Below are 21,385 nucleotides of genomic sequence, written 5' to 3'. Positions count from 1 at the left end.
TATGTATTTTATTAAGAAGCTAAAAAAAGAAATACTATATAAACATAAAGTATTTCTTCTAATTCCTGCTATATTCCAAATCCCTTATTTTACCGTACAGCGCTCAGCCGCCAATGTAAGACATTTCTACTTTTTTGCGAGATACCGCCGTTTCCTCTGTACGTTCATCTGAATATCTGTCCTGCCTATTCCACCAGATAGTTTGGATATATTCAACTAAATCAGCATCGGATGCCCCTTGGCGCAAAAAGTCGCGAATATTATGGCCATTTCCATTAAACAAGCATGTATAAAGCTTTCCATTTGCCGATAGTCTTAATCTTGTGCAAGTGGAGCAAAAAGATTCAGACACAGATGTAATAAAACCAATGTGAATCTTTTCTCCTTTATAGCGATATTTTTTGGCAACTTCCCCATAATAGTCGGAACCAATTGGCTCTAGTTCATAATGCTTTTTTAATATTTCATATATTTCTTTTTTTGTCATCACTTGATCCATTTTCCAGCCATTTGTGCTGCCAACATCCATATATTCAATAAAACGCAGTTCTAGTCCCTCTTCTTTGCAAAATTGAGCCATCGGCAATATTTCTTTATCATTTAAGCCCTTTTTTAATACCATGTTTATTTTAACGCCAAGTCCTGCTTCTTTTGCTGCTTGTATCCCTTTTTTCACAGGTGCGACGCCAACATTTCTGCCATTTATTTTTCCAAAAAGTTCATTATCCAAACTATCTAAACTAATATTCACTCTTTTGAGTCCTGCTTCTTTTAACTGTTTAGCATACTTAGGAAGAAGCACTCCATTTGTTGTTAGAGCAATATCATCTATTCCATTAATTTTAATTAATTTCTCCACTAAAACAGGAAGATCCTTACGAATTAATGGTTCTCCTCCAGTAAGTCTAATTTTTTCTACCCCTAATTCTGCAACGATTCTAGCCAGCCTTTCAATCTCTTCAAATGAAAGCAACTCATTTTTTTGAAGAAAAGGAAAATCAGGGCCAAATATTTCCGCAGGCATACAATATTGACAGCGGAAATTGCATTTATCGGTAACACTTATCCTTAAATCCCTTAATGGTCTATTTAATTTATCTTGTATTGCAGCGAGTGTCATAATTTCTCAACTCCATTTAGAGACTTGCTTCCAATTTTCATGGGCTAATATTTTTTTCTAAAAAAACTGAATTTTAAGAATCTTTAATCCAGATTACATTAGAATCCTTTTCTAAAGGAGATTATATCTCCCTTAGAAAAGGATTATTTGAACCTATTGCATGAAAGAACATGCAAAACTATTCTTACTTAAATGTTTTTTATTGCACACCTAATGCAATTTTTGCGTAGCGAGACATGCGGTCTTTTGTCCATGCAGGTGTCCAGACAATATTTACTTCTGTTTCTTTAATTTCTGGAATATCATTAAGTGCCGCTTTCACTTGATCAACAATAACTCCGGCTAATGGACATCCCATCGCTGTTAATGTCATTGTTACCGTCAGTATCCCATCTTCCTTTAAATCTAAATCATATATTAAACCAAGATTAACTATATCTACGCCTAATTCTGGGTCAATTACAAGTTCCAATGCCCCCATGATACTTTCTTTTAATTCTTCATTCATTGTTAAGCACTCCCTTACTATTGATAATATCATTTATTTATAAGGTGATCTCCGAAGTAGACTCATTATAGTCGACAAAAATAGTTTATTTCCTTACTTTATCATATCAAAAAAAACACATTTGAAAAAGAACAGGATTCTCAATTATTTTATTTAGGAAGCAAATACTTTTCAAACCAATCGACTGTTTTAAGCATTGCCTGCCTGCTTACCTTATGGCCTGATTTTTCATCACTAATATAAGCAAGTTTTTCGGAATCCTGTTCATACATTTCTTTAATCTTTTCATAAAATTGATGAGAATATTCATATGGCACTACTTTATCTTGTTTGCTATGCCAAAACATTAAAGGTCTGTTATTCAATTTTTCTGGTTCTTTGCTTAAATCTAATTGTTCCAACTCATAAAGAAGATTAGCTATTTCTTCTTCTGTCAGCGGCAAATTATAGCCGCTCTTTTTTACTTCATCAATTGTATATTGCGCAAATTTTTCATAATAAGGCATTCCCATAAGGCTTACTGCTGTATGAATCCAAGGATATTTTCTTAATGCTCCTAGTGTAGTAATGCCTCCCATGCTAGTGCCGACAAGCCCAATCTTTTCTGGATCAATCATTTGTCTATTCTCAAAATAATCCTTAATTATTTTAATTTCCTCAATGGTTCGCAAGACAATCTCCCAAAATCTTATATTCAGTTCCATTTTGCGGTAGCCTTCATCTCTTTCCCCGTGGTAAAGGCAATCTGGCAATACCACTCTAAATCCCTTTTCCGCTAAATTATAGGCAAAATGAAGATTATGCTCTTTGGCACTTGTAAATCCATGAATAAATTGAATATATGGCAATGTTTGATCATAGTATTCTTTTTTTACTATATGCAGTATAGGTATTTCATTTACATATACTTTTTCAATGATAATCATTCAAAAACTCCTTCCATTCTATTTCCTAAAAAAATCATGAAAAAAGTTTTCTCTAATAATGGCTCTACTTATTTTGGTCATTATGCAGAAATTTTCACAATTTCTTATTTTTACTTTCTATCCTTCTAATCTAAATAAAACCTTTACAGTAAATAGTAGAAATAATGCATATATTATAATAAAATTTTATATGTATATAATGGATAGTAAAGTAAGTTAAGTTTATCATGAAGTGTTTAGTTTTTCTAAACAATAGTTATGGAAACAGCAGCAGAAGTTATGTAAGATTAGCTATTTTTACCATATCAAACATAATAGAAGGAGAAACTATGACAAAAAAACATCTAATAGCACTTGACCTTGATGGAACATTATTAAAAAATGATAAAACTATTTCTCCCTTAACAAAAAAAGTGATTCAAAAAGCAAGACAAGCAGGCCATATGGTGATGATTGCTACAGGGAGACCTTTTCGTGCAAGTGAAGCCATTTATCGTGAATTAAATTTAGATACTCCTATCGTTAACTTTAATGGAGCATTTATTCATCATCCCAAAGATCATCAATGGGGTTTTTACCATACTCCATTGGATATCAAAACAGCAAAAGATATTATTGAAGCATGCCATGAATTCTCCTTTCACAATATCATTGCAGAAGTAATGGATGATGTGTACTTCCATTATCATGATGAAAAGTTACTTGATATTTTTTCATTAGGCAATCCGAAAACAACAACTGGAAACCTTCTTACTTTTTTAGAAGCCCCTCCCACTTGTCTGCTTATTCATACAGAAGAAGAACAAGGAAAAACCATCCGCAGCCATCTGACTGATGTACACGCTGATTTGATTGACCATCGTCGTTGGGCAGATCCTTTTCATGTTATTGAAATAGTAAGGACAGGATTAAATAAAGCAGTTGGCCTAAAAAGAGTATCAGAATACTATCAAATTCCACAGGAGAATATCATTGCCTTTGGAGATGAAGATAATGATTTTGAAATGATTGAATATGCTGGGAAGGGAATTGCAATGGGCAACGGAATTAAAGAACTCCAGTCCCTTGCCAATGAAACAACATTAAGCAATGAAGAAGATGGAATCGCTCATTATCTAAATGAGGCCCTTAATTTAAAAGCAATTTAGACAAAAGTGGTTAACTTTTCCGCCTATAAGCCTCCCTGTTTTGTTCCATACTATAAAAGAAGCAGCAGTTGATTCTAAAGTTGCTTCCACCACTTATATTTGGAGGGATTACCTATGGGAAAACGTAATAAATCAAAACGCTTTGTACAACAGGGTGTAGACTCCGTAACTAAGCATGCTGAACGTATCCCTTATCACATGACCTATGCTGAAGCAGAAAGCTATAAAATGTCCAATGTGAAGGAATCTACTCATGGAGGAATATAAATGGGAAATCGACTATTTCAAGAAGCAAGACAAGCAGTAGAAGCCTTAAAAGTTGCCCAAGGGCATGATGTGGAACATTTAATGGCAGTAGCAAAAAATGCAATCAGCTCTGCATATGCCAATACCAATCTTGCAGAACAACACCAATTAACAGAACTGCAAAAGGAAATTGATACAATTAGCAACCATTAATTTCTTTTAGCATAAAAGGCTTCACTATTTTCAGCAATCCGCTTGATAGTGAAGCCTTTTTAATAAATAATTAATGTAGAAAGCATCTGCCTGCACACTAATTGTTAATCATCTTTTTCATTCAGAATTTTTCCAATTCTATTGGATATGGTTTATCATAATTGGCTGCTTCTTCAATTAGATAAAGAATAAGGGTGCCGTTTTTCGGCAGATCTTGCTCTGGAATTTCTACATGGATGGTAAATGTGCCATTCCTTTTTTTTGTTACCCATTGTTTAGAAATCAGTTCATTATGTCCATCCTCTATAGTATACAAAAGATTATTTTTTGTATCAGCAATGCCTGTGATGGTATATTTCCCCTTTTCTCCTTTGACTTGTATATTTTTAAATACTCTATTTTCTTCTGAAATCGCTATAGTGGCTTTAGCAATCATTAGTTCCGCAGGATCAGTTAAAGCCATAGGCAGCAATTCTGCTTCCACAATATAATCCCCTGGTTCTACTCTTTGTCCATTATTTTTGTAATCCCATCTTTCCTTCCAGACTAAGGATTCTCTTGGATTGATTGCCAATCTTTGTATTGCTTGTGTAAAAAGTTTATTAAAAGAATATCGATAAACTTCTTCTCCCGATAGAGATTTTATTGCAATTTCATATTTTTGTGAAGAGGAAAACCGCAGCTCCTGACGTTGACTACTATTGTTTGTCAATTTTAATTCTATTTCCATATCATCTGTTCTTGGCAATGCATTCATTTCTAAAGATAAGCTGCTAGCCTTGGCAAATATATCGTTTGCAAAAGGAAAGGCAATTAAAAGATAGACAATAAACATAAAAAAAGCTTTCTTCAGCAATGGATTACCTCCAATCTACTCTTTCCTAAAGAAACCAAAAATCGCTGTTGTTTGTACAATATTAGTAAACGCATTTGGATCCACTTCTTTGATAATTCTTTCTAAATCAAATAGTTCATATCGAGTAATAACAATCATCATCATATCTCGTTCCTCATTAGAAAAAGCTCCTCTAGCTGGAATCATCGTAATTCCTCTAACTAGTTTTTCATGAATGGCACATTTTAATTCGTCAGATTTTTTTGTCACAATCATGACAGTAAGCTTTTGATGCCTTGTGTGAATAGCGTCAATCACTCTTGTTGCTGCATATAACGTTACCAATGTGTAAAGAGCTTTTTCCCAGCCATAAAGGTAGCCAGCAGTCACAATAATAATACTGTTTAAGGTGAAAAAATAGGTGCCTACAGGCTTATCCTGTACACGAGAAAGAATCATTGCGACAATATCCATTCCTCCAGTAGAAGCCCCCCATTTGAGCGTAAAACCAACGCCAACAGCAGAGATGACGCCTCCAAAAACAGCATTTAATAATATATCATTTGAATAAGCATTCACAGGTATGATTTCAAGAAATAAAGACATAAATGCGACACTTAAAAAGCTATATAAAGTAAATGACTTTCCTACTTTCAACCAGCCTAGCACTGCAACAGGAACGTTTAATAAAAACAGCAAAATCCCTGTTGACAGCGGAGTCCAGTTGGCAATAAGCTGGGCTACCCCTGCAAAACCACTTGCATAAATATGTGCAGGTATTAAAAAGCAATTCATCCCAATTGCATTTAAGAGTGCCCCAATAATTACAACCGTTAATTTTTTTGCTTGCAGTAAATACATTTGTCTCCTCCATTTATAGTAATTTTTACTATATTGCTATTACCTATACATTGTTTTTTCACAAAAAAAAATATACACTTTTATTATGTATGACCCCTTTATTTAAATAATATAATGGAAAAACTAGCATATCAGCACTCAATATACCATAAATTTAACCATACTATTATTTTTTATAAAATTAAGAAAGAAGATGAACAATTATGACATTTAAAATCATGGCAGATAGTGCTTGTGATTTACCTTTACATTTTTATGAGGAAGATGCTGTAGTACTATTTCCTCTAAAAGTGAACTTAAATGGCGAGGAATTTGAAGATTTAAAATCCATTTCACCATCATCTGTATATGACGCGATACGCAATGGGCAGGTTCCAAAAACTTCTCAAGTTTCTCCAGTCGTTTTTAAAAATACTTTTACGCAAATGGCAGAAAACAAAGAAACAGGGGTATATATCGCTGTTTCTTCCGAGCTTTCAGGGACTTTTCAGACAGCGGTAATGATTTATGAACAAGTAAAAGAAGAATACCCAGACTTTGAAATGAAAATTTTCGATACAAAATGCGTTTCTTTAGGCTGCGGATTAATTGTGCAAAAAGCAGTATCTATGAGAAATTCAGGGGAAAATCTTGCAGAAACACTTGCTTCTCTGCAGTTTTATGCAAATCATATGGAACATTTATTTACGGTAGATGATCTAGATTACTTGGCACAAGGGGGGCGTGTTTCCAAAGCATCTGCTTTTATCGGGGGATTATTACAAATCAAACCATTGCTTCATGTCGAAGATGGCAAACTCGTTCCGTTGGAAAAAATGAGAGGAAAAAAGAAATTGCTGCGCCGCATGTTAGAGCTTATGGAAGAGCGAGGATCTGATTTATCAAGCCAAACAGTGGCCATCAGCCATGCAGATGATGAGCAAACGGCACTAGAACTAAAAAATATGATCATCGAGCAGTTTCATCCTAAAGAAGTTTATATTTCAGCGATTGGCGCTGCAATTGGCTCCCATACAGGTGCTAATACGATTGCCCTATTTTTCTTAAACAGCAAAGAATAGGCTATTACATAATCTCCCCTTTCTTAACAAATAATAAGATGGTTCTAACAAGGAACTTTACTTTTCATGTTGAAAGGAGATCAATATGAGCCATACAACCGATAATGATAAAAAAGCAAAAGACAATAATGCATTGCGTCATGAAAAAAATATGATGCGTGAAAAAAACAGAAAAAATGGGAAACATCAATACAGCAAAAAAACAGATCATCTATAATCGCTAATAAAAAAGGGAGGAGCTCTTCTAATCAGCTCCTCCTCCTTTTCTACTCTTCTTTTTTTGTCAAATAAGTCCAGCCTTCCTCTTGATACACTTTCTTTTCTTTCATCAATTTGCCTAAAGCGCGTTTAAAGGAGCCCTTGCTTAAGCCGAAGCGTTCTTGAATATCTTCTGGCATGCTTTTATCTCCATATGGCATAGCACCTTTTCTCACATGTAAATAAGCAAGAATTACTTCTGCATCCTTATCCATCGCTTCTTCTTTTCTTGGCAGCAGAGAAACATTTATCGTTCCATCCTCTTTGACATCAATAATGCGTCCCTCCACTTTTTCCCCAAGTCTTGGTTCTTTGCCACGTTCTGTTTCATGGATAAACCCTTTAAATCCTTCAGCTGTATAAATCCAGCTGCCCACTTTTGCAGTACGATAAATAAATCCATGAATATTTTTATTGTAGTCTGTTCTAGTTGCTTTTACAGAAATGCTTTCGATGACTGGATCTGTCGCCACTTTGACATATAATAAATTATTGCGGTTCACTTTTAATGTACTATACAGCATATCGCCAACTTCAGGCCAAATTTCTTCATGTACTGGCAAATCGTCCTCGCCTAGAAGCATATCCTTTTTTAGCCCAATATCAAAAAAGCAGCCTACCCCTGATTTAATGTCTGTTACTTTCACCCAATCATACGTTCCGACAGAAATTTTAGGAATAAACGTACTAGAGCATACTCTTCCTTGTGAATCTGTATAAACAAAAACGCGAACCTCATCGCCAATTTCAAACTTTTGATCTGTTTCCTTAAAATGAAGAAGGATATCTTCCTCATCTGCTTCGACTTGCAGAAAATAACCGAATGACGCTTCTCTAACAACTGTTGCTACTACTGCTTGTCCCATGTAATCTCTTAAAGACATTTATTGTCCTCCTTAAATACCAATCCATTCAAATTTCAACTTTTAACTCCAAAGTTGTTACAACTGCTATATTCTACTATAATACATACATAAAAGAAAAGGCTAGGTCCGATTCCCGTCCTATTATAAACAGGATATTAGCCAAAATCAGGAGGTTTTTATTCCATGGCAAAAGAAAGCTCATTTGATATAGTCTCTAAAGTAGATATGTCAGAAGTCTCAAATGCAATTCAAATTGCAATGAAGGAAATTCAAACACGCTATGACTTTAAAGGGAGCAAAAGCACCATTTCTTTAGATAAAGAAGAACTTGTCCTTGTTTCAGATGATGAGTATAAATTGGAGCAATTAAAAGATGTCTTAATCAGTAAAATGATTAAACGCGGAATACCTATCAAAAACCTTGATTATGGGAAAATCGAAGGTGCGTCTGGCGGCACTGTTCGCCAACGTGCAAAATTAGTACAAGGCATAGATAAAGATAATGCAAAAATTATTAATACTCTTATTAAAAACAGCGGACTAAAAGTAAAAAGCCAAATTCAAGATGATCAAATTCGCGTCACTGCAAAAAGCCGTGATGACTTGCAGCAAATTATTGCAGCTGTAAGAGACTCTAAAATTACTGTTGATGTTCAATTTGTCAACTATCGCTAAATCAAACTCCCTCCTGCATTGGAGGGTTTTTTAATTTGAAATTTTATTTATTCCCCCCTTCCCCACTTATAAACCTCCTTTTTCTCTCCTATTATTTCCATGTTTATCCTTGCTTTTTAGGGAAAAATAGACAACATACAAGAAATCAAAGGAGTGACTATATATGAGCAACAGCCAAAATCAACAGAAAACTTTCCCTCCGCAACACCAAAATCAACAACCAGGACTTCAAACGGAAATGAACCCATCTCCAACTGAAGTTAGTCCAAATTATAAAGGTTCTGGCAAGCTAGCTGGAAAAACAGCTATCATAACAGGCGGCGACAGCGGCATTGGCCGTTCTGTCAGCATTTATTATGCAAAAGAAGGCGCAAATGTCGTTATTGTCTATTTAAATGAACATGATGATGCTCAAAAAACAAAAGAATTGGTCGAAGCTGAAGGAGTACAATGCCTGACTATTGCAGGAGATATAGGCGACGAATCTTTTTGTAAATCAGTAGTGGAAAAAACGAAAGCTGAATTTGGAGCGATTAATATTTTAGTCAATAATGCAGCAGAACAACATCCACAAAACAGCTTATTAGATATAACAGCAGAACAATTAGAAAAAACATTCCGCACAAATATTTTTTCCATGTTTTATTTGACCAAGGCTGCTCTTCCCCACCTCAAGTCAGGTGACAGCATTATTAATACAACATCGATTACTGCCTATCAAGGAAATGAAACATTGCTTGATTATTCATCGACTAAAGGAGCCATCACTTCCTTTACCCGATCCTTATCCCAATCATTGGCACAACAAGGCATTCGGGTAAATGGTGTAGCACCTGGACCAATTTGGACACCATTAATTCCTTCTACATTCGACAGTGAAAAAGTCTCAACATTTGGCTCCAATGCACCATTTGGACGCGCTGGACAACCAAATGAACTCGCACCAGCATATGTATATTTAGCCAGTGAAGATTCCAGCTATGTAAGTGGACAAGTTATCCATGTAAATGGCGGAACAATTGTTAATGGTTAAATGATGCCATTTCATTTGTTAACAGGGTAGACTTCCTATAATGGAAGCTATCCTTTTTTATGTTCACCCTGTTGTATAAAAGATTGTTGCTTTTAAACATGCAGATGAAATACACTTCACTTTCCATGGGTGAACGCCGCTCCTCCTCGTCGCATACGCGCTTCTGCTTAGGTCTTGTCTTTCTCCCATTCCCACAGGAGTCTACGGGTACTACGTCTACTTAATCCTATTCCTTCCATTTTTTTCGTTAAAACAATAATGTTTACGAAAAAAGCCTATGTTTATTCATTTTAGCTGATCAGACTCTTCTATAAACCTATAAATATCCTAATTATTTCTCAAGTTCTCCTTTTAAAACCTAGTAATTTTGGCAACAATATGGAAAAGTTTTCTTTAAGGAGAGAGAGAATATAATGATTGATTTAACATCGATTTATCATAGAGCTGTTGATAACTATTGCTATCTTCATGATTCTGAAACTTTGCATATCCGTATTCGTACAAAAAAAGAAAATGTATCTGAAATTGAAATAATTTATGGGGATCAATATGAAACGTCAGACTATCGGTGGGTAACCTTTCGCCAAGGCATGAAAAAAACTGGAAGCGATGGTTTATTTGACTATTGGCAAACTGCCATTAAGTCCGACCATAAACGAGTTCGTTATGGTTTTATTTTAAAAAACGATGAACAGCAAATCACTTTAACGGAAAAAGGATTTTCTCCCTTTATTCCAGAAGATACTGGCTGGTATTTTTGTTTTCCTTATATGCATAAAAAGGATTTGTTTTCTCCTCCCAAGTGGGTGTATGAAACAATTTGGTATCAAATTTTCCCAGAGCGTTTCCGTAATGGCAATGCCTCTTTAAATCCTGATCATACAGTTGGCTGGGGAGAAGAGGAACCAAATTTAACGAATTTTTTTGGCGGCGACTTTCAAGGAATCATGGAAGCATTAGATTATCTCGAGGATTTAGGCATTACTGGAATCTATCTTACCCCCATTTTCTATGCAAAAAGCAATCATAAATACGATACCATTGATTATTTTAAGATAGATCCACAATTTGGAGATATTGATCTTTTCCGCAGACTTGTAGAGGAGTGTCATAACAGAGGCATACGTGTAATGCTTGATGCCGTATTTAATCATAGCAGTGACCAGTTTCCACCATTTCAAGATGTGCTTGTTAATGGAGAAAATTCACCATATAAAGATTGGTTTCATATTAATCAATTCCCTGTTAGAGAGGAAAATGGCTTTCATTATGAAACATTTGGATTTTATGAAAATATGCCAAAATTAAATACATCCAATCCAGAAGTAAAAAAATATTTATTTGAAATTGCTTCTTACTGGATTACAGAATGCAATATTGATGGCTGGAGATTAGACGTAGCAAATGAAATAGACCACTGCTTTTGGAGGGAATTCCGCTCTACTGTAAAAGCTATAAAACCAGACTTGTTTATTTTAGGAGAAGTTTGGCATGATGCATTGCCTTGGCTTAGAGGAGATCAATTTGATTCGGTTATGAACTATCCCGTGTTAAGCAAATCACTGCAGTTTTTTGCATATGATATGCTGTCTGCGCAGCAGTTCATTGAAGATATTACTACCATTCTTCAACAGTACTCAGATAATGTAAATCATCTGCTATTTAATATTGTAGGCAGCCATGATACTCCTCGCATTTTAAATGAATGCCAGTATCGCAAAGAACGGGTGAAACTATTATTTACTTTTTTAATGACCTATCCTGGAACTCCATGCATTTATTATGGAGATGAAATCGGTTTAGATGGGGGCAGTGATCCTGGCTGCCGCAAATGCATGCCTTGGCAGGAGGAACATCATGATTTAGATTTTAAAAATTATATAAAAACATTAATACGAATTCGCAAAGAAACACCACTTTTGACATTCGACGGACCGCTGTACTTTCTTCCGCCAATTGATAAATGTTTTGCTTATTATAAAGAAAATGACTCAGAGTATATCGTTGTCATTCTTAATCATAGCGACCAAGAAATTCATTATACATTGCCATTTTCATTAAAAGGAAAAAAAATTACGATGCTTATAAATCACCATGAATATGCTGCTGAAGCACAAGAGCTGACGGTTGTAATGAAACCGTATGAAAGCAACATTCTGTCTTTTGCACGATGATTTCAGATTTTTAAAAATAGAAGGATATTCCTTAAATTGCGATAATCTTCTTGTTTAACCTAATGATAAGTACTATATTTACTATTATACATTAGAGTAAATACAGGAGGACTATAGTGGAGCAGACAAATAATTCAAAGTCCATTGGGCTGCCATTGCTTATTTCTATTATTGCTATTTCTTTTTCTGCCATTTTTGTTAAGTGGTCTGATTCACCTGCCACCATTTTAAGCATGTATCGCATGTGGCTCGCATGTGGCTTGATGCTTCCAATGGTGTATTTAAATAGACAGGAATTTAAAAAATTAACAAAACATGATTGGCGGCTTTTATTTTTTTCGGGAACCTTTTTGGCCTTGCATTTTGCTTTATGGTTTACTTCCTTAAAATTGACAACTGTTGCAAGTTCGACGATTATTCTAGCACTGCAGCCGATTATCTCCTTATTGGGGGGATTTCTCTTCTTTCGAGAACGTACAACCTCCTCAGCCATCATGACAATGGGAATGGCGATAATAGGAGCAATGATGATTGGCTGGGGAGATATTACATTGGATAGTAAAGCACTCCTTGGCGATATTTGTTCTTTTTTAAGTGTTATTGCAGTAGTTGGCTATTTGCTGATTGGCCAAAGCATTGTCAAAAAGATGTCTCATTGGATTTACACATGCACCGTCTTCTTTTTTGCGGCATGTTTGTTAACCATTTACAACTTAATAATCGGGGAACATTTAACAGGATATCCTTCTAAAGAATGGGGAATTTTTCTATTGCTTGCCATTGTTCCGACTATTGCACATGTTATTAACAATTGGCTCCTTAATTATGTAAATGCCACCACGATTTCTATGAGCATATTAGGAGAACCAGTAGGTGCTACTATACTAGCCATTCTATTATTAGGAGAAACATTAGTTGGCTGGCAAATTGCCGGCGGATTGCTTGTCCTTTGTGGTGTATTCTTTTTTCTTCTACAGCAGCAGCAAAAACGAGAAATCAGACAAAAAAAGGAAGCTGTTTAAGAGGCTGATACAATTACAGCCTCTTTTCATGCTGCCCAAAAAACGCTCGCTCTCTTCGTCATTCTCAATAGTCAACTGTTTTCATTCAACCCCTTTTTTGCTATTTTTCCACTTCAAAATCAATCTCTTTTTTCCTTTCACCATTCACAAAAATAGTTAGCGTATGCATACCCGCATAATGTTTTCTTGTTGTTAGATCTTTAAATACATGTGTTTTTTCATAACGTCTTTTTTCACCTTGGTGCAAAACAGTTTCTGATAAATGAAACACTTTGCGATTTCTTTTTCCATTTGCTTTTACATAATCAATTGCATATTCTATCCTTAATTTTTTCTCATAAGCAGAAGCAGCTTGAAAGGAAAAATTAAGACTTTCTCCGATTCTCAGCGTAGTTCCTCTGCAAATAAAATCTGTTATTTCTACACCTTCGCTATTTTGATAGCCGAAAATCCGCAAAGCTCGAATATCTCCCTTTTTCAGCAGTGTTCTCGATGCATGCTTTATAATCCAGTTTGTATGTGGATTATGTCCATACCATCGTTGTGCAATCTCTATCATTAGGTCAGGATGTGTTTTTGAAATATCATTTAAACTATTAGCAACACTTTTGCGAACATATAAAGACTCATCCGCTTTTAACATTTCTAGAATAGGTAATATTGGAAAAGGATCCTTCTTTAAAGCAGGAATGGACATGCCCCATGGCAACCGGGGGCGGCATCCTTCGCTTGCCAATCTGCGAATATGTTCATTTTCGCTTTTTGCCCAAATTTTCATCTGATCCAGCATTGTCGTTTGATCCAACAATAAATAGGGACGGACGGCAAACTCTGAAGTTGAGTATTCGGTGAAATATTCTAAAGCAGAGATAGATTCCTCCCAATACTCGCGTCCATATACTTCTACATAATCAGGAAAAATAATGCCTGCTAGTCCTGTAAATTTTGGGGCAGCTTTGTAAAAGCAATCAAGCACCTCCGTATACTCTAATGGGATGGTCTTATGTAAAGAAATTGTGATGCGGCGCATTCTCTCCTTTAAGGCAAGCTCTTCCCAATCATCTTGCACTGCTAACTCGATAAACTCCTGTTCATGAAAGTCTATATATTCTGTTTTGATTGCTTGGGCTAACTTCTGTAAAAATAATGTATTGTATATATTTTTTAATGGCTCCATATTATCACCTTTTATCCTCTTTGTCCTTTCTATTATAACCGAACAAACGTTCCTTTCATACCCAAAAAATAAAACAGGGAGAAGTTTTTTTCTCCCTGTTTTATTTATGAAATAATTAGTGCTCTTTTTATATTTATTAATCTACTACATTAATATTATAGTCTTTAAACCAATAATGCATCTGGGCTAAATGTGCCAGTAATTGTGGTCCTGTCATTAATTGCCCAAACCATGGTTCTTTAAAAGCCGATCCTTCTGTTTCAATAATTTGATTTAATTTTTCTTTATCAAAAAATTCATATAAGGCAGAGCTTTTATTTGCAAGTATATTTGTCAGCATATCTTTTACTGTTTTTGTATAAATAGGATTATGCGTTTTCGGATACGGACTTTTCTTGCGGTATAAGACTTCCTCTGGCAGAATTCCTTCTAACGCTTTTCTAAGCAATCCTTTTTCTCTGTTTTGATAATTCTTCATTTCCCATGGCACATTCCATACATATTCTACAAGGCGATGGTCTGCAAATGGAACACGGACTTCCAAACTTGCTCCCATACTCATTCTATCTTTGCGCTCTAGCAATGTTGTCATAAACCAAAGCTGATTTAAATAAAATAATTCTCTTCTTTTGGCATCTTCTTTGCTTTCGCCATCTAATTTAGGGGTTTCCGCAATTGTTTGATTATATTTATCCATCATATAATCTTCTAGCTTTAGCTTGCTGCTCCAACCCTCTTTTAACAAACCCTGTCTTTCTTGAATCGATCTCATCCATGGAAATCCACCTCGAGCCAAATCGGCTTCTCTTCTAAACCATGGATATCCACCAAAAATTTCATCCGCACATTCTCCAGATAAACTGACAACAAAATCTTTTTTTATTTCCCGGCAAAACCATAAAAGCGAAGAATCTACATCAGCCATTCCAGGCACATCTCTTACCGTCACGGCTTCATGCAGAAACTGTGCCAGTGTTTCTTGCGTAATAATGCAATTATGATGAATAGTTCCAAAAGTATCTGTCATCTTCTTAATATAAACGCCATCTGAATTTGGCTGAAATTCATTTGCTTTAAAAAATTTATCATTGCCTTCATAATCAATGGAATACGTATGAAGAGGCCCTTTTCCAGATTGTTTATATTCATTCGAGGCAATTGCTGTAATAGCACTCGAATCTACTCCTCCAGATAAAAAAGTGCTTAAGGGCACATCGGAAACTAATTGTCTTGTGACAGCATCCTTAAATAGATAGCGCACTTTTTCTACTGTTTCTTCAAATGTATCTTCATGCTGTTCACTTTTCACATTCCAATAGCGCCATATTTTTAAGCCCTCTTGTGAGAATTTTAATGCATGACCTGGCCGCAATTCTTTAATCCCTTTAAAAATGCCGCTTCCTGGTGTATGAGAAGGCCCTAATGCAAATACTTCTGCCAATCCTTCCCGGTTTAATTCTGCTTTTACACTTGGATTAGCAAGCAATGCTTTCATTTCCGATCCAAAGATAAATCCAGAACCTGTTTCAGAATAAAACAATGGCTTTACCCCTAAACGGTCTCTTCCGATAAATAAAGAATTTCTTTTTTCATCCCATACAGCAAAAGCAAAGATGCCATTTAAGTATTGTAAGCATTCTTCTTGCCATTCTATATAGGATGCTAATAAAACTTCTGTATCACTATGACCATTAAATGAATATCCTTTTATTAGTAATTCTTTTCTTATGTCTTCTGTATTGTACAGCTCACCATTGTAGCAAATAGTATATGAAAAACCTTCTTTTTCCTTTGTCATCGGCTGAATGCCATTAAGTGGATCTACTACAACTAAACGCTTATGACCAAACCCAGCATGCAGCTTCGTCCATACATTCGTATCATCTGGTCCCCTTTTTGCTAATGTTTCCGCCATCGCCTCTAGTATATCCGATTCTTTTCTCAAGTCCTTTTTGTAATCAACCCAACCTGTTATTCCACACATTTGATTATCATCCTTTCTAAAGTGGAAAGTTTGATTAGATACCAATCAATATGGAGTATTCTATGCGGAAATAAACGAATGGTTATTTGTCCATATAAACTAATTCATTTACTTTAATTTTTGGCTGTGTTAAAGCTAATTATTTGATTTTGCACCCTGTTGATTGGAGCAGTTGTATAAGACTGCTGCATAAAAGTGAACACCCTTAACAGCCAAGTTTAACACAGCCTAATTTTTCAAGGTGAGGAGTTTTGTTTCTATCGTTTTTTCGTATGAAAGCATGATAAGTTTAAAATAGGCAATTTATGTCTAAAAAGAATTTAATGGAGCAAATAGGAGGTTTACAATGAAACAGCAACGTTTGAAGCTTATTGAATACCAAACTCGTGCTTTTACGATGGGCACTGTTGAATATATAAATGATCAATGGATTTTTTTTGATGATGAAACAGAAGAGGCTTCTTTATTAGAGGAATATATTCATCAAGAAATTGAAGTGCTATCATTAAATAACTGGCGAAAAGGCATTCTTTTGGATGAGGGGATGGTAAATGCATCTGGTTCCATTCTTACTCTTAAAAATCAAGATACCATTCGTATACGCAAGCACCTTGTCTTTGCATTAGAAAGACTTTTGGAGGAAATTAGTGATGATAGTTTTTACCAGTTTATAACCACATTAAATACGATGAAATTTTCCATTTATGACTGTATCTATTGTTATAACCAGCTTACCTTTTTAAAAGATGTAAAAAGAAAAAGCGGTGTCAATATGATGATTTTTGATAATCAAGAAGGGCTATGCAGTATAAATCATCATTTTTATTATAATGAAAAAGTGACAGACCGGTTTGAATTTACATTAAATACGGGTAAACGGATGATTATTGAGAAATTGTCTTCTTAACTAGGAGAGATGAAAAATGAGCTCTTTTAGATGATATTCAGCAAAACCCGATTTTCTACTCGAGACCAATAGAAAATCGGGTTTTTACTTATTTATTATGCCACTCCTCGCGAAGCATCCCATACACTACAGTATCTACATAATGGTCATACAGCCATTCTCCTTGCCGAATGATTCCTTCTTGTACAAACCCTAATCTTTCTGGGATACTTCTGCTTTTTTTGTTTTCAACAGCTGCTCGAATTTCCACTTTATTTAGTTTCAGCTCTTTAAACGCATATTCAGTTAATGCTTTAGCCGTTTTTGTCATAATTCCATTCCCTTGAAATCCTTCCGCAAGCCAATAGCCGATATAGGTCGTTTGATTCGCCCAATTAATTTGATTAAAGGATGCCATTCCGACTATTTCTCCTTTCCATATAATCATTACATTCATGCTTTTATTTTCAGCATATCCTGTTAAACAGCTTTTAACAAAAGACTGTGTATCTTCTAATCTAGTTGTTATATCAAGCCATGGCAGCCACTCTCGCAAATGTTTTCTATTTTTATTCGTTAAGCTAAAGATAGATTCTGCATCTCTTATATCGACAAGCTTTAATGAAAGATTTTCGTTGATTTTATGTATAAACATCGTACCCTCCCTTTCCTATAATAGTTATTATAACGTTGATTTAAAAACAATGAAAAAAATGGGCAAAGAGGACATGAATTATGTCTCTATTGCACATTTCTTTTGGAGGGATCTGCCGTTTATTTGCCGTCTTCCCCGATTTATTGGCTGTCCTGTTCTAGTAAGCTAGTTTGCTATCAAACATGTCTTCTTTCAATTAAACGGATGCCTATTCCTAGCATTAATGTTCCCATTAGCATAAGAATAGCAATTGGCAGCAGGAGTTCTGTCCATGACGCACTTTGGATAATGGCCTTTTTTAGCATCTCCATGCCATAGGTTATCGGAACAAACTTCGAGAGCAGCAATAAAAATTTGGAAGTGACAATTTCTAATGGCCAATAAGCACCACCTAACATCGCAAAGCTTACGGATATCAGTGGAATAATGGAAGTAAATTGGCTTGCTGTTTTCACCAAACCTGTCAATAAAATCGCTAATGCAACAATCGCATATAAATACGGAATAATTAAAATAAATACCATGTAAAACTTTCCAGAAAAGTCTACACCTAACGCATAGTTAAATACAGAAAAAATCAGCATGATTTGAATGTATCCCACAATAAAACTAAACAATAAATGCCCTAAATAAAGCTGTGTTTTCGAAGTCGATGATAGTATAAAACGGTCCCATATGCCATTTTGTTTATCTCTTAAAATTTCCACGACTGTATACGCCACTGTATAGATGCTAAAAAATAGCGTAAATCCAAATAATGCCTGCAGTGCTTGATTATATGTTGATTGTTTCTGAGACGAAGCACTATCATAGGAAACAGCTAAAATTGGATCTTTTTCATTCTCTTCGACTATTTTTTCAGCATCCTGGTTCACTGTCATTTCTAATAAAGACTGCTTTTGCTGTTTAGTTTGATAATACTTTTCCACATAGCGGTTGATTAGCATCACATCAGCAGTATCAGCAACCCGATATAGTGTATAGCTATTGTCGCTAAGCTTTAATCCTGCAGTTGCTTCCCCTTCTTCCACTTTCTTTTTGACTTCTTCTTTAGAAAACCGTTTAAAAGAATAACTTTCACTTTTATTCAATTCTGCTATAATCGTTTGCATATCATTTTCTTTTTCTGTAAAAACAGGCACTTCCATTTTTGAAAAAGACGATTTCCCTAGTAGAAAAGAAAATGCAATACAAATTATCGTAGTAATAAGAAGGGCACCTGGCTTTCGAATAAATTGTCTAAATTTCCCCCATAGAATGGCCTTCATATTGCCGCACCTCTTTTCCTAATTAACATCATCGTTACGAAAAGCAATACACCAGTAAATAGGAAGATTGCTTGAAATTGTTCTGCCATATCATAAAGGGAAAATCCTTGTATAACTTTTAAATAAGCGGTAAGCGCAGCACCCCCTGGAGATACTTCTCCTAACCTTTCCATAAATCCGCCAATAGCACTAAGGTCAAAAAAACTCCCCCCAACAAATGCTATAATTGGGACAATTAAACTAGAAAATAGACTTTCTATATTTTTTGAGTTTGTTATATAACTAATTGCGGTAATAAAAACGGCAAAACTTGCTGTCATACAATTTAATGCTATAGTAACACATAAATAATACATAATATTTGGAAACGCCACTCCATAAAAAAGAGCAGTTAGACTGAATAATAGATTTAACTGAACAAAGGAAAGCAAAAATGTCGCTGCAAATATTCCTGCAAAATAGGCAAAAGGAGAAACACTTGCCAGCAGTATTCGCTCATACATATGATCTTCTTTCTGCTGATAAGCAAAACCAGATACTGTTGTCGCCACATAAAATACAAACATGACACACATGCCCACTGCATAATAAGAAAATGCATCGATTTCTTTTTTCTTTGTTATATTTTCGATTGTAGCGACCTTATTTTGGCCAGAAACTATTTTTGCGTAATCAACTTGTAATTGTTGGGCAGTTTTTGCTAAGTTAATCTCTTTCTCGAAACTTGTTACAATATCTTGAATAACAGTAGCATTTACTGATGTATTGTCTGCAACTGCCAATTCCCACTTTCCACCTTCTCCCTTTTCATTGAGAAGTTTTTGATAAAATTCTTCTGAAAAAGACACAGGAATTTCTAATATGCCATCATATTTTTTTTGCTCTTTTGGCGAAAGTGTCTTTTCTATAACGGTCACTTTTAATACTTTTTTTAACTCTTTCGTTTCTATTACTTCATTTAAAAAAATATCTACTGGATGAAAGGCAGAAATAAGGGCGATTTTTTGTGCTTTTTCCTCGTTAGATAAAGCCGTGTTTTGAATTTCCTTTATTATTTTATCTTGTGCTAGCTGTGGATCATCTTTTAAAAGAACAGCAAGTTTTGCATCTACTTTTACATCACCATCATTAAATGCTCCTAGTGCACTTCCTAATATGGTGATTAAAATAAACGGCATTAATAAAAGGACAATTAATTCTCTCGGTCTTCGCCATATGACAAGCAATTCTTTTTTTATTAGCTGAAAGAACATGCCATCCCCTCCTAATCTCTTAACTGACGACCTGTCAGATGTAAAAATACGTCCTCTAAAGTCGGTGTTACAATATTTACGGAGAGTACATTTGTTGTATGTTCTTCCGCTAATTTAAAAATGTCCTTCAACATATTTACTTGTTTTGGAACAATTACCGTAATGACAGATTGCTGAATCGATAAATTTTTAACATTGCTCTGACTCTTTAATGCCTCAACAAAATCATGTTTAATTAATTCCACTTTAATATTGATTGCTGTTTCTTGGGAAAGAATATTTTTCAACTCTTCTTTTGTGCCAGATGCAATGATTTGTCCATGATCCATAATGTAAATGCGATCACAAAGGAACTCTACTTCCTCCATATAATGACTTGTATAAAGAACAGTTATATTTTCTTCTTTATTAAGATTTTTCACTGTTTCTAAAATATAGTTCCTAGATTGCGGATCAATCCCAACTGTCGGTTCATCCATAATAATAATTTTCGGCTCATGAATAAGTGCCACACCAATATTTAATCTTCGTTTCATTCCACCAGAAAATGTTTTTACTAAATCTTTTTCTCTGTCTTTTAGACCGATAATATCCAATACTTCATCGACCCGCTTTTGCAGGCGGCTGTTTGGAATACGATGCATCTTCCCGAAAAAAATTAAATTTTCTCTTGCAGATAGCTCCATATAAAGAGCAATTTCTTGAGGAACAACTCCTAAAATCTCTCGCAAACTTTGCGGTGATTTCAAAATGCTTTCATTATACAAACGTACATCCCCGCCGCTAGGTGAAACTAAAGAAGAAATCAAAGAAATAGTCGTTGATTTTCCTGCTCCATTCGGTCCCAACAAACCAACCGTTTCTCCACTATCCAAGTACAGATTAATTGAATCAACTACCTTTTTTTGCTTATATGCTTTGGACAACTTTATTATTTCTAACATGTATCATCATCCTTTCTATTTCCTATCTTAAAGAAAATTCTCCTATGCTCCTATAACTAAAGGTCACTTCTTACAGAAAAATAAATGACTTAAGTCATAGACTCTCGACATATTCACTTCAAAATAAAAAGGAAAAGATTTCTCTTCCCCTTTTTAAACAGTTTTATTTCATAATACAATTCAAAAAAGCATACTTTCTCACTTGCATCTAAATGAAGATTCTTTACCTAAACACATAAATACAGCACAATAAAGTGAAACTTCAATCAGCG

General features: G+C 34.9%; 22 protein-coding genes. 10 read left to right on the top strand and 12 right to left on the bottom strand.

All coding sequences use genetic code 11. From position 1 onward, the window contains the following. Positions 1-103 precede the first annotated feature (103 nt). From moaA to CWS01_RS01280, 3 genes are all read right to left on the bottom strand, one after another. Positions 104-1,120 (bottom strand): GTP 3',8-cyclase MoaA, encoded by a 1,017-nt coding sequence (gene moaA, locus CWS01_RS01290; RefSeq protein WP_101175232.1) that lies wholly within the window; start codon positions 1,118-1,120, stop codon positions 104-106. A gap of 199 nt (positions 1,121-1,319) precedes the next feature. Continuing rightward, a complete protein-coding gene (locus CWS01_RS01285; protein ID WP_101175231.1) occupies positions 1,320-1,628 on the bottom strand; it encodes a metal-sulfur cluster assembly factor in 309 nt (102 codons plus the stop codon). 149 nt (positions 1,629-1,777) lie between these two features. Next, a complete protein-coding gene (locus CWS01_RS01280) occupies positions 1,778-2,554 on the bottom strand; it encodes an alpha/beta fold hydrolase (RefSeq protein WP_101175230.1) in 777 nt (258 codons plus the stop codon). Between the two features lie 329 nt (positions 2,555-2,883). Here CWS01_RS01280 and CWS01_RS01275 point away from each other — a divergent pair, with 329 nt between their 5' ends. From CWS01_RS01275 to CWS01_RS01270, 3 genes are all read left to right on the top strand, one after another. Continuing rightward, entirely contained in the window at positions 2,884-3,702 is an 819-nt protein-coding gene (locus CWS01_RS01275) for a Cof-type HAD-IIB family hydrolase (RefSeq protein ID WP_101175229.1), read from the top strand. 114 nt (positions 3,703-3,816) lie between these two features. After that, complete coding sequence (locus tag CWS01_RS22590; RefSeq protein WP_168714348.1) at positions 3,817-3,969, top strand: hypothetical protein; 153 nt, start codon at positions 3,817-3,819, stop codon at positions 3,967-3,969. Further along, positions 3,970-4,161 (top strand): DUF3813 domain-containing protein, encoded by a 192-nt coding sequence (locus CWS01_RS01270; RefSeq protein ID WP_101175228.1) that lies wholly within the window; start codon positions 3,970-3,972, stop codon positions 4,159-4,161. It begins immediately after the preceding gene. 121 nt (positions 4,162-4,282) lie between these two features. Here CWS01_RS01270 and CWS01_RS01265 read toward each other — a convergent pair whose 3' ends face one another. Both CWS01_RS01265 and CWS01_RS01260 read right to left on the bottom strand, forming a co-directional pair. Then, positions 4,283-5,017, bottom strand: coding sequence for a BsuPI-related putative proteinase inhibitor (locus tag CWS01_RS01265; protein ID WP_101175227.1), 735 nt, complete (start codon positions 5,015-5,017; stop codon positions 4,283-4,285). Between the two features lie 15 nt (positions 5,018-5,032). After that, positions 5,033-5,857, bottom strand: coding sequence for a YitT family protein (locus CWS01_RS01260; RefSeq protein ID WP_101175226.1), 825 nt, complete (start codon positions 5,855-5,857; stop codon positions 5,033-5,035). A 203-nt stretch (positions 5,858-6,060) separates the two neighbouring features. Here CWS01_RS01260 and CWS01_RS01255 point away from each other — a divergent pair, with 203 nt between their 5' ends. Continuing rightward, a complete protein-coding gene (locus CWS01_RS01255) occupies positions 6,061-6,918 on the top strand; it encodes a DegV family protein (protein WP_101175225.1) in 858 nt (285 codons plus the stop codon). 85 nt (positions 6,919-7,003) lie between these two features. After that, positions 7,004-7,135, top strand: a complete 132-nt coding sequence (locus tag CWS01_RS01250) for a DUF3941 domain-containing protein (protein WP_101175224.1) — start codon at positions 7,004-7,006, stop codon at positions 7,133-7,135. Positions 7,136-7,184: 49 nt separating this feature from the next. On the opposite strand, the gene CWS01_RS01245 is transcribed toward CWS01_RS01250, so the two are convergent. Next, the gene (locus CWS01_RS01245; protein WP_101175223.1) at positions 7,185-8,060 is read right to left on the bottom strand and encodes a CvfB family protein; all 876 of its coding nucleotides are present in this window, start codon (positions 8,058-8,060) and stop codon (positions 7,185-7,187) included. A 165-nt stretch (positions 8,061-8,225) separates the two neighbouring features. On the opposite strand from CWS01_RS01245, the gene CWS01_RS01240 reads away from it, so the two are divergent. From CWS01_RS01240 to CWS01_RS01225, 4 genes are all read left to right on the top strand, one after another. After that, on the top strand, positions 8,226-8,717 hold the full coding sequence (locus tag CWS01_RS01240; protein ID WP_101175222.1) for a YajQ family cyclic di-GMP-binding protein: 492 nt from the start codon (positions 8,226-8,228) through the stop codon (positions 8,715-8,717). 163 nt (positions 8,718-8,880) lie between these two features. Then, positions 8,881-9,750, top strand: coding sequence for an SDR family oxidoreductase (locus CWS01_RS01235; RefSeq protein WP_101175221.1), 870 nt, complete (start codon positions 8,881-8,883; stop codon positions 9,748-9,750). 413 nt (positions 9,751-10,163) lie between these two features. After that, positions 10,164-11,924, top strand: coding sequence for a glycoside hydrolase family 13 protein (locus tag CWS01_RS01230; RefSeq protein WP_101175220.1), 1,761 nt, complete (start codon positions 10,164-10,166; stop codon positions 11,922-11,924). 116 nt (positions 11,925-12,040) lie between these two features. Continuing rightward, positions 12,041-12,946 (top strand): DMT family transporter, encoded by a 906-nt coding sequence (locus tag CWS01_RS01225; RefSeq protein ID WP_101175219.1) that lies wholly within the window; start codon positions 12,041-12,043, stop codon positions 12,944-12,946. A gap of 100 nt (positions 12,947-13,046) precedes the next feature. On the opposite strand, the gene CWS01_RS01220 is transcribed toward CWS01_RS01225, so the two are convergent. Together CWS01_RS01220 and asnB are read right to left on the bottom strand one after the other, a co-directional pair. Continuing rightward, the gene (locus tag CWS01_RS01220) at positions 13,047-14,123 is read right to left on the bottom strand and encodes a DNA alkylation repair protein (RefSeq protein WP_101175218.1); all 1,077 of its coding nucleotides are present in this window, start codon (positions 14,121-14,123) and stop codon (positions 13,047-13,049) included. Between the two features lie 136 nt (positions 14,124-14,259). Beyond that, positions 14,260-16,107 (bottom strand): asparagine synthase (glutamine-hydrolyzing), encoded by a 1,848-nt coding sequence (asnB, locus tag CWS01_RS01215; RefSeq protein WP_101175217.1) that lies wholly within the window; start codon positions 16,105-16,107, stop codon positions 14,260-14,262. Between the two features lie 346 nt (positions 16,108-16,453). Between asnB and CWS01_RS01210 the strand changes: the two genes are divergently transcribed. Beyond that, entirely contained in the window at positions 16,454-17,014 is a 561-nt protein-coding gene (locus CWS01_RS01210) for a DUF2777 domain-containing protein (protein WP_101175216.1), read from the top strand. Positions 17,015-17,102: 88 nt separating this feature from the next. Here the strand turns inward: CWS01_RS01210 and CWS01_RS01205 are convergent, their stop codons facing one another. From CWS01_RS01205 to CWS01_RS01190, 4 genes are all read right to left on the bottom strand, one after another. Next, positions 17,103-17,648, bottom strand: coding sequence for a GNAT family N-acetyltransferase (locus tag CWS01_RS01205; RefSeq protein WP_101175215.1), 546 nt, complete (start codon positions 17,646-17,648; stop codon positions 17,103-17,105). Positions 17,649-17,824: 176 nt separating this feature from the next. After that, the gene (locus CWS01_RS01200; protein WP_101175214.1) at positions 17,825-18,916 is read right to left on the bottom strand and encodes an ABC transporter permease; all 1,092 of its coding nucleotides are present in this window, start codon (positions 18,914-18,916) and stop codon (positions 17,825-17,827) included. Next, positions 18,913-20,169: an ABC transporter permease gene (locus CWS01_RS01195; protein WP_101175213.1), complete on the bottom strand. Its 1,257-nt coding sequence runs from the start codon at positions 20,167-20,169 to the stop codon at positions 18,913-18,915. Before CWS01_RS01195 ends, CWS01_RS01200 begins: the two co-directional genes overlap by 4 nt. 11 nt (positions 20,170-20,180) lie before the next feature. Further along, positions 20,181-21,113, bottom strand: a complete 933-nt coding sequence (locus CWS01_RS01190; RefSeq protein ID WP_101175212.1) for an ABC transporter ATP-binding protein — start codon at positions 21,111-21,113, stop codon at positions 20,181-20,183. Positions 21,114-21,385: the final 272 nt, after the last annotated feature.

The organism is Niallia nealsonii, assembly GCF_002835805.1.
In the GTDB taxonomy this organism is placed as follows: domain Bacteria; phylum Bacillota; class Bacilli; order Bacillales; family Cytobacillaceae; genus Niallia; species Niallia nealsonii.
This window is presented reverse-complemented; position numbering and strand designations above follow the sequence as displayed.

Coding starts and splice junctions, on each gene's coding strand:
- moaA (WP_101175232.1), bottom strand. CDS start 1,120: ATGACACTCGCTGCAATACAAGATAAATTAAATAGACCATTAAGGGAT.
- CWS01_RS01285 (WP_101175231.1), bottom strand. CDS start 1,628: ATGAATGAAGAATTAAAAGAAAGTATCATGGGGGCATTGGAACTTGTA.
- CWS01_RS01280 (WP_101175230.1), bottom strand. CDS start 2,554: ATGATTATCATTGAAAAAGTATATGTAAATGAAATACCTATACTGCAT.
- CWS01_RS01275 (WP_101175229.1), top strand. CDS start 2,884: ATGACAAAAAAACATCTAATAGCACTTGACCTTGATGGAACATTATTA.
- CWS01_RS22590 (WP_168714348.1), top strand. CDS start 3,817: ATGGGAAAACGTAATAAATCAAAACGCTTTGTACAACAGGGTGTAGAC.
- CWS01_RS01270 (WP_101175228.1), top strand. CDS start 3,970: ATGGGAAATCGACTATTTCAAGAAGCAAGACAAGCAGTAGAAGCCTTA.
- CWS01_RS01260 (WP_101175226.1), bottom strand. CDS start 5,857: ATGTATTTACTGCAAGCAAAAAAATTAACGGTTGTAATTATTGGGGCA.
- CWS01_RS01255 (WP_101175225.1), top strand. CDS start 6,061: ATGACATTTAAAATCATGGCAGATAGTGCTTGTGATTTACCTTTACAT.
- CWS01_RS01250 (WP_101175224.1), top strand. CDS start 7,004: ATGAGCCATACAACCGATAATGATAAAAAAGCAAAAGACAATAATGCA.
- CWS01_RS01245 (WP_101175223.1), bottom strand. CDS start 8,060: ATGTCTTTAAGAGATTACATGGGACAAGCAGTAGTAGCAACAGTTGTT.
- CWS01_RS01240 (WP_101175222.1), top strand. CDS start 8,226: ATGGCAAAAGAAAGCTCATTTGATATAGTCTCTAAAGTAGATATGTCA.
- CWS01_RS01235 (WP_101175221.1), top strand. CDS start 8,881: ATGAGCAACAGCCAAAATCAACAGAAAACTTTCCCTCCGCAACACCAA.
- CWS01_RS01230 (WP_101175220.1), top strand. CDS start 10,164: ATGATTGATTTAACATCGATTTATCATAGAGCTGTTGATAACTATTGC.
- CWS01_RS01220 (WP_101175218.1), bottom strand. CDS start 14,123: ATGGAGCCATTAAAAAATATATACAATACATTATTTTTACAGAAGTTA.
- asnB (WP_101175217.1), bottom strand. CDS start 16,107: ATGTGTGGAATAACAGGTTGGGTTGATTACAAAAAGGACTTGAGAAAA.
- CWS01_RS01210 (WP_101175216.1), top strand. CDS start 16,454: ATGAAACAGCAACGTTTGAAGCTTATTGAATACCAAACTCGTGCTTTT.
- CWS01_RS01205 (WP_101175215.1), bottom strand. CDS start 17,648: ATGTTTATACATAAAATCAACGAAAATCTTTCATTAAAGCTTGTCGAT.
- CWS01_RS01200 (WP_101175214.1), bottom strand. CDS start 18,916: ATGAAGGCCATTCTATGGGGGAAATTTAGACAATTTATTCGAAAGCCA.
- CWS01_RS01195 (WP_101175213.1), bottom strand. CDS start 20,169: ATGTTCTTTCAGCTAATAAAAAAAGAATTGCTTGTCATATGGCGAAGA.
- CWS01_RS01190 (WP_101175212.1), bottom strand. CDS start 21,113: ATGTTAGAAATAATAAAGTTGTCCAAAGCATATAAGCAAAAAAAGGTA.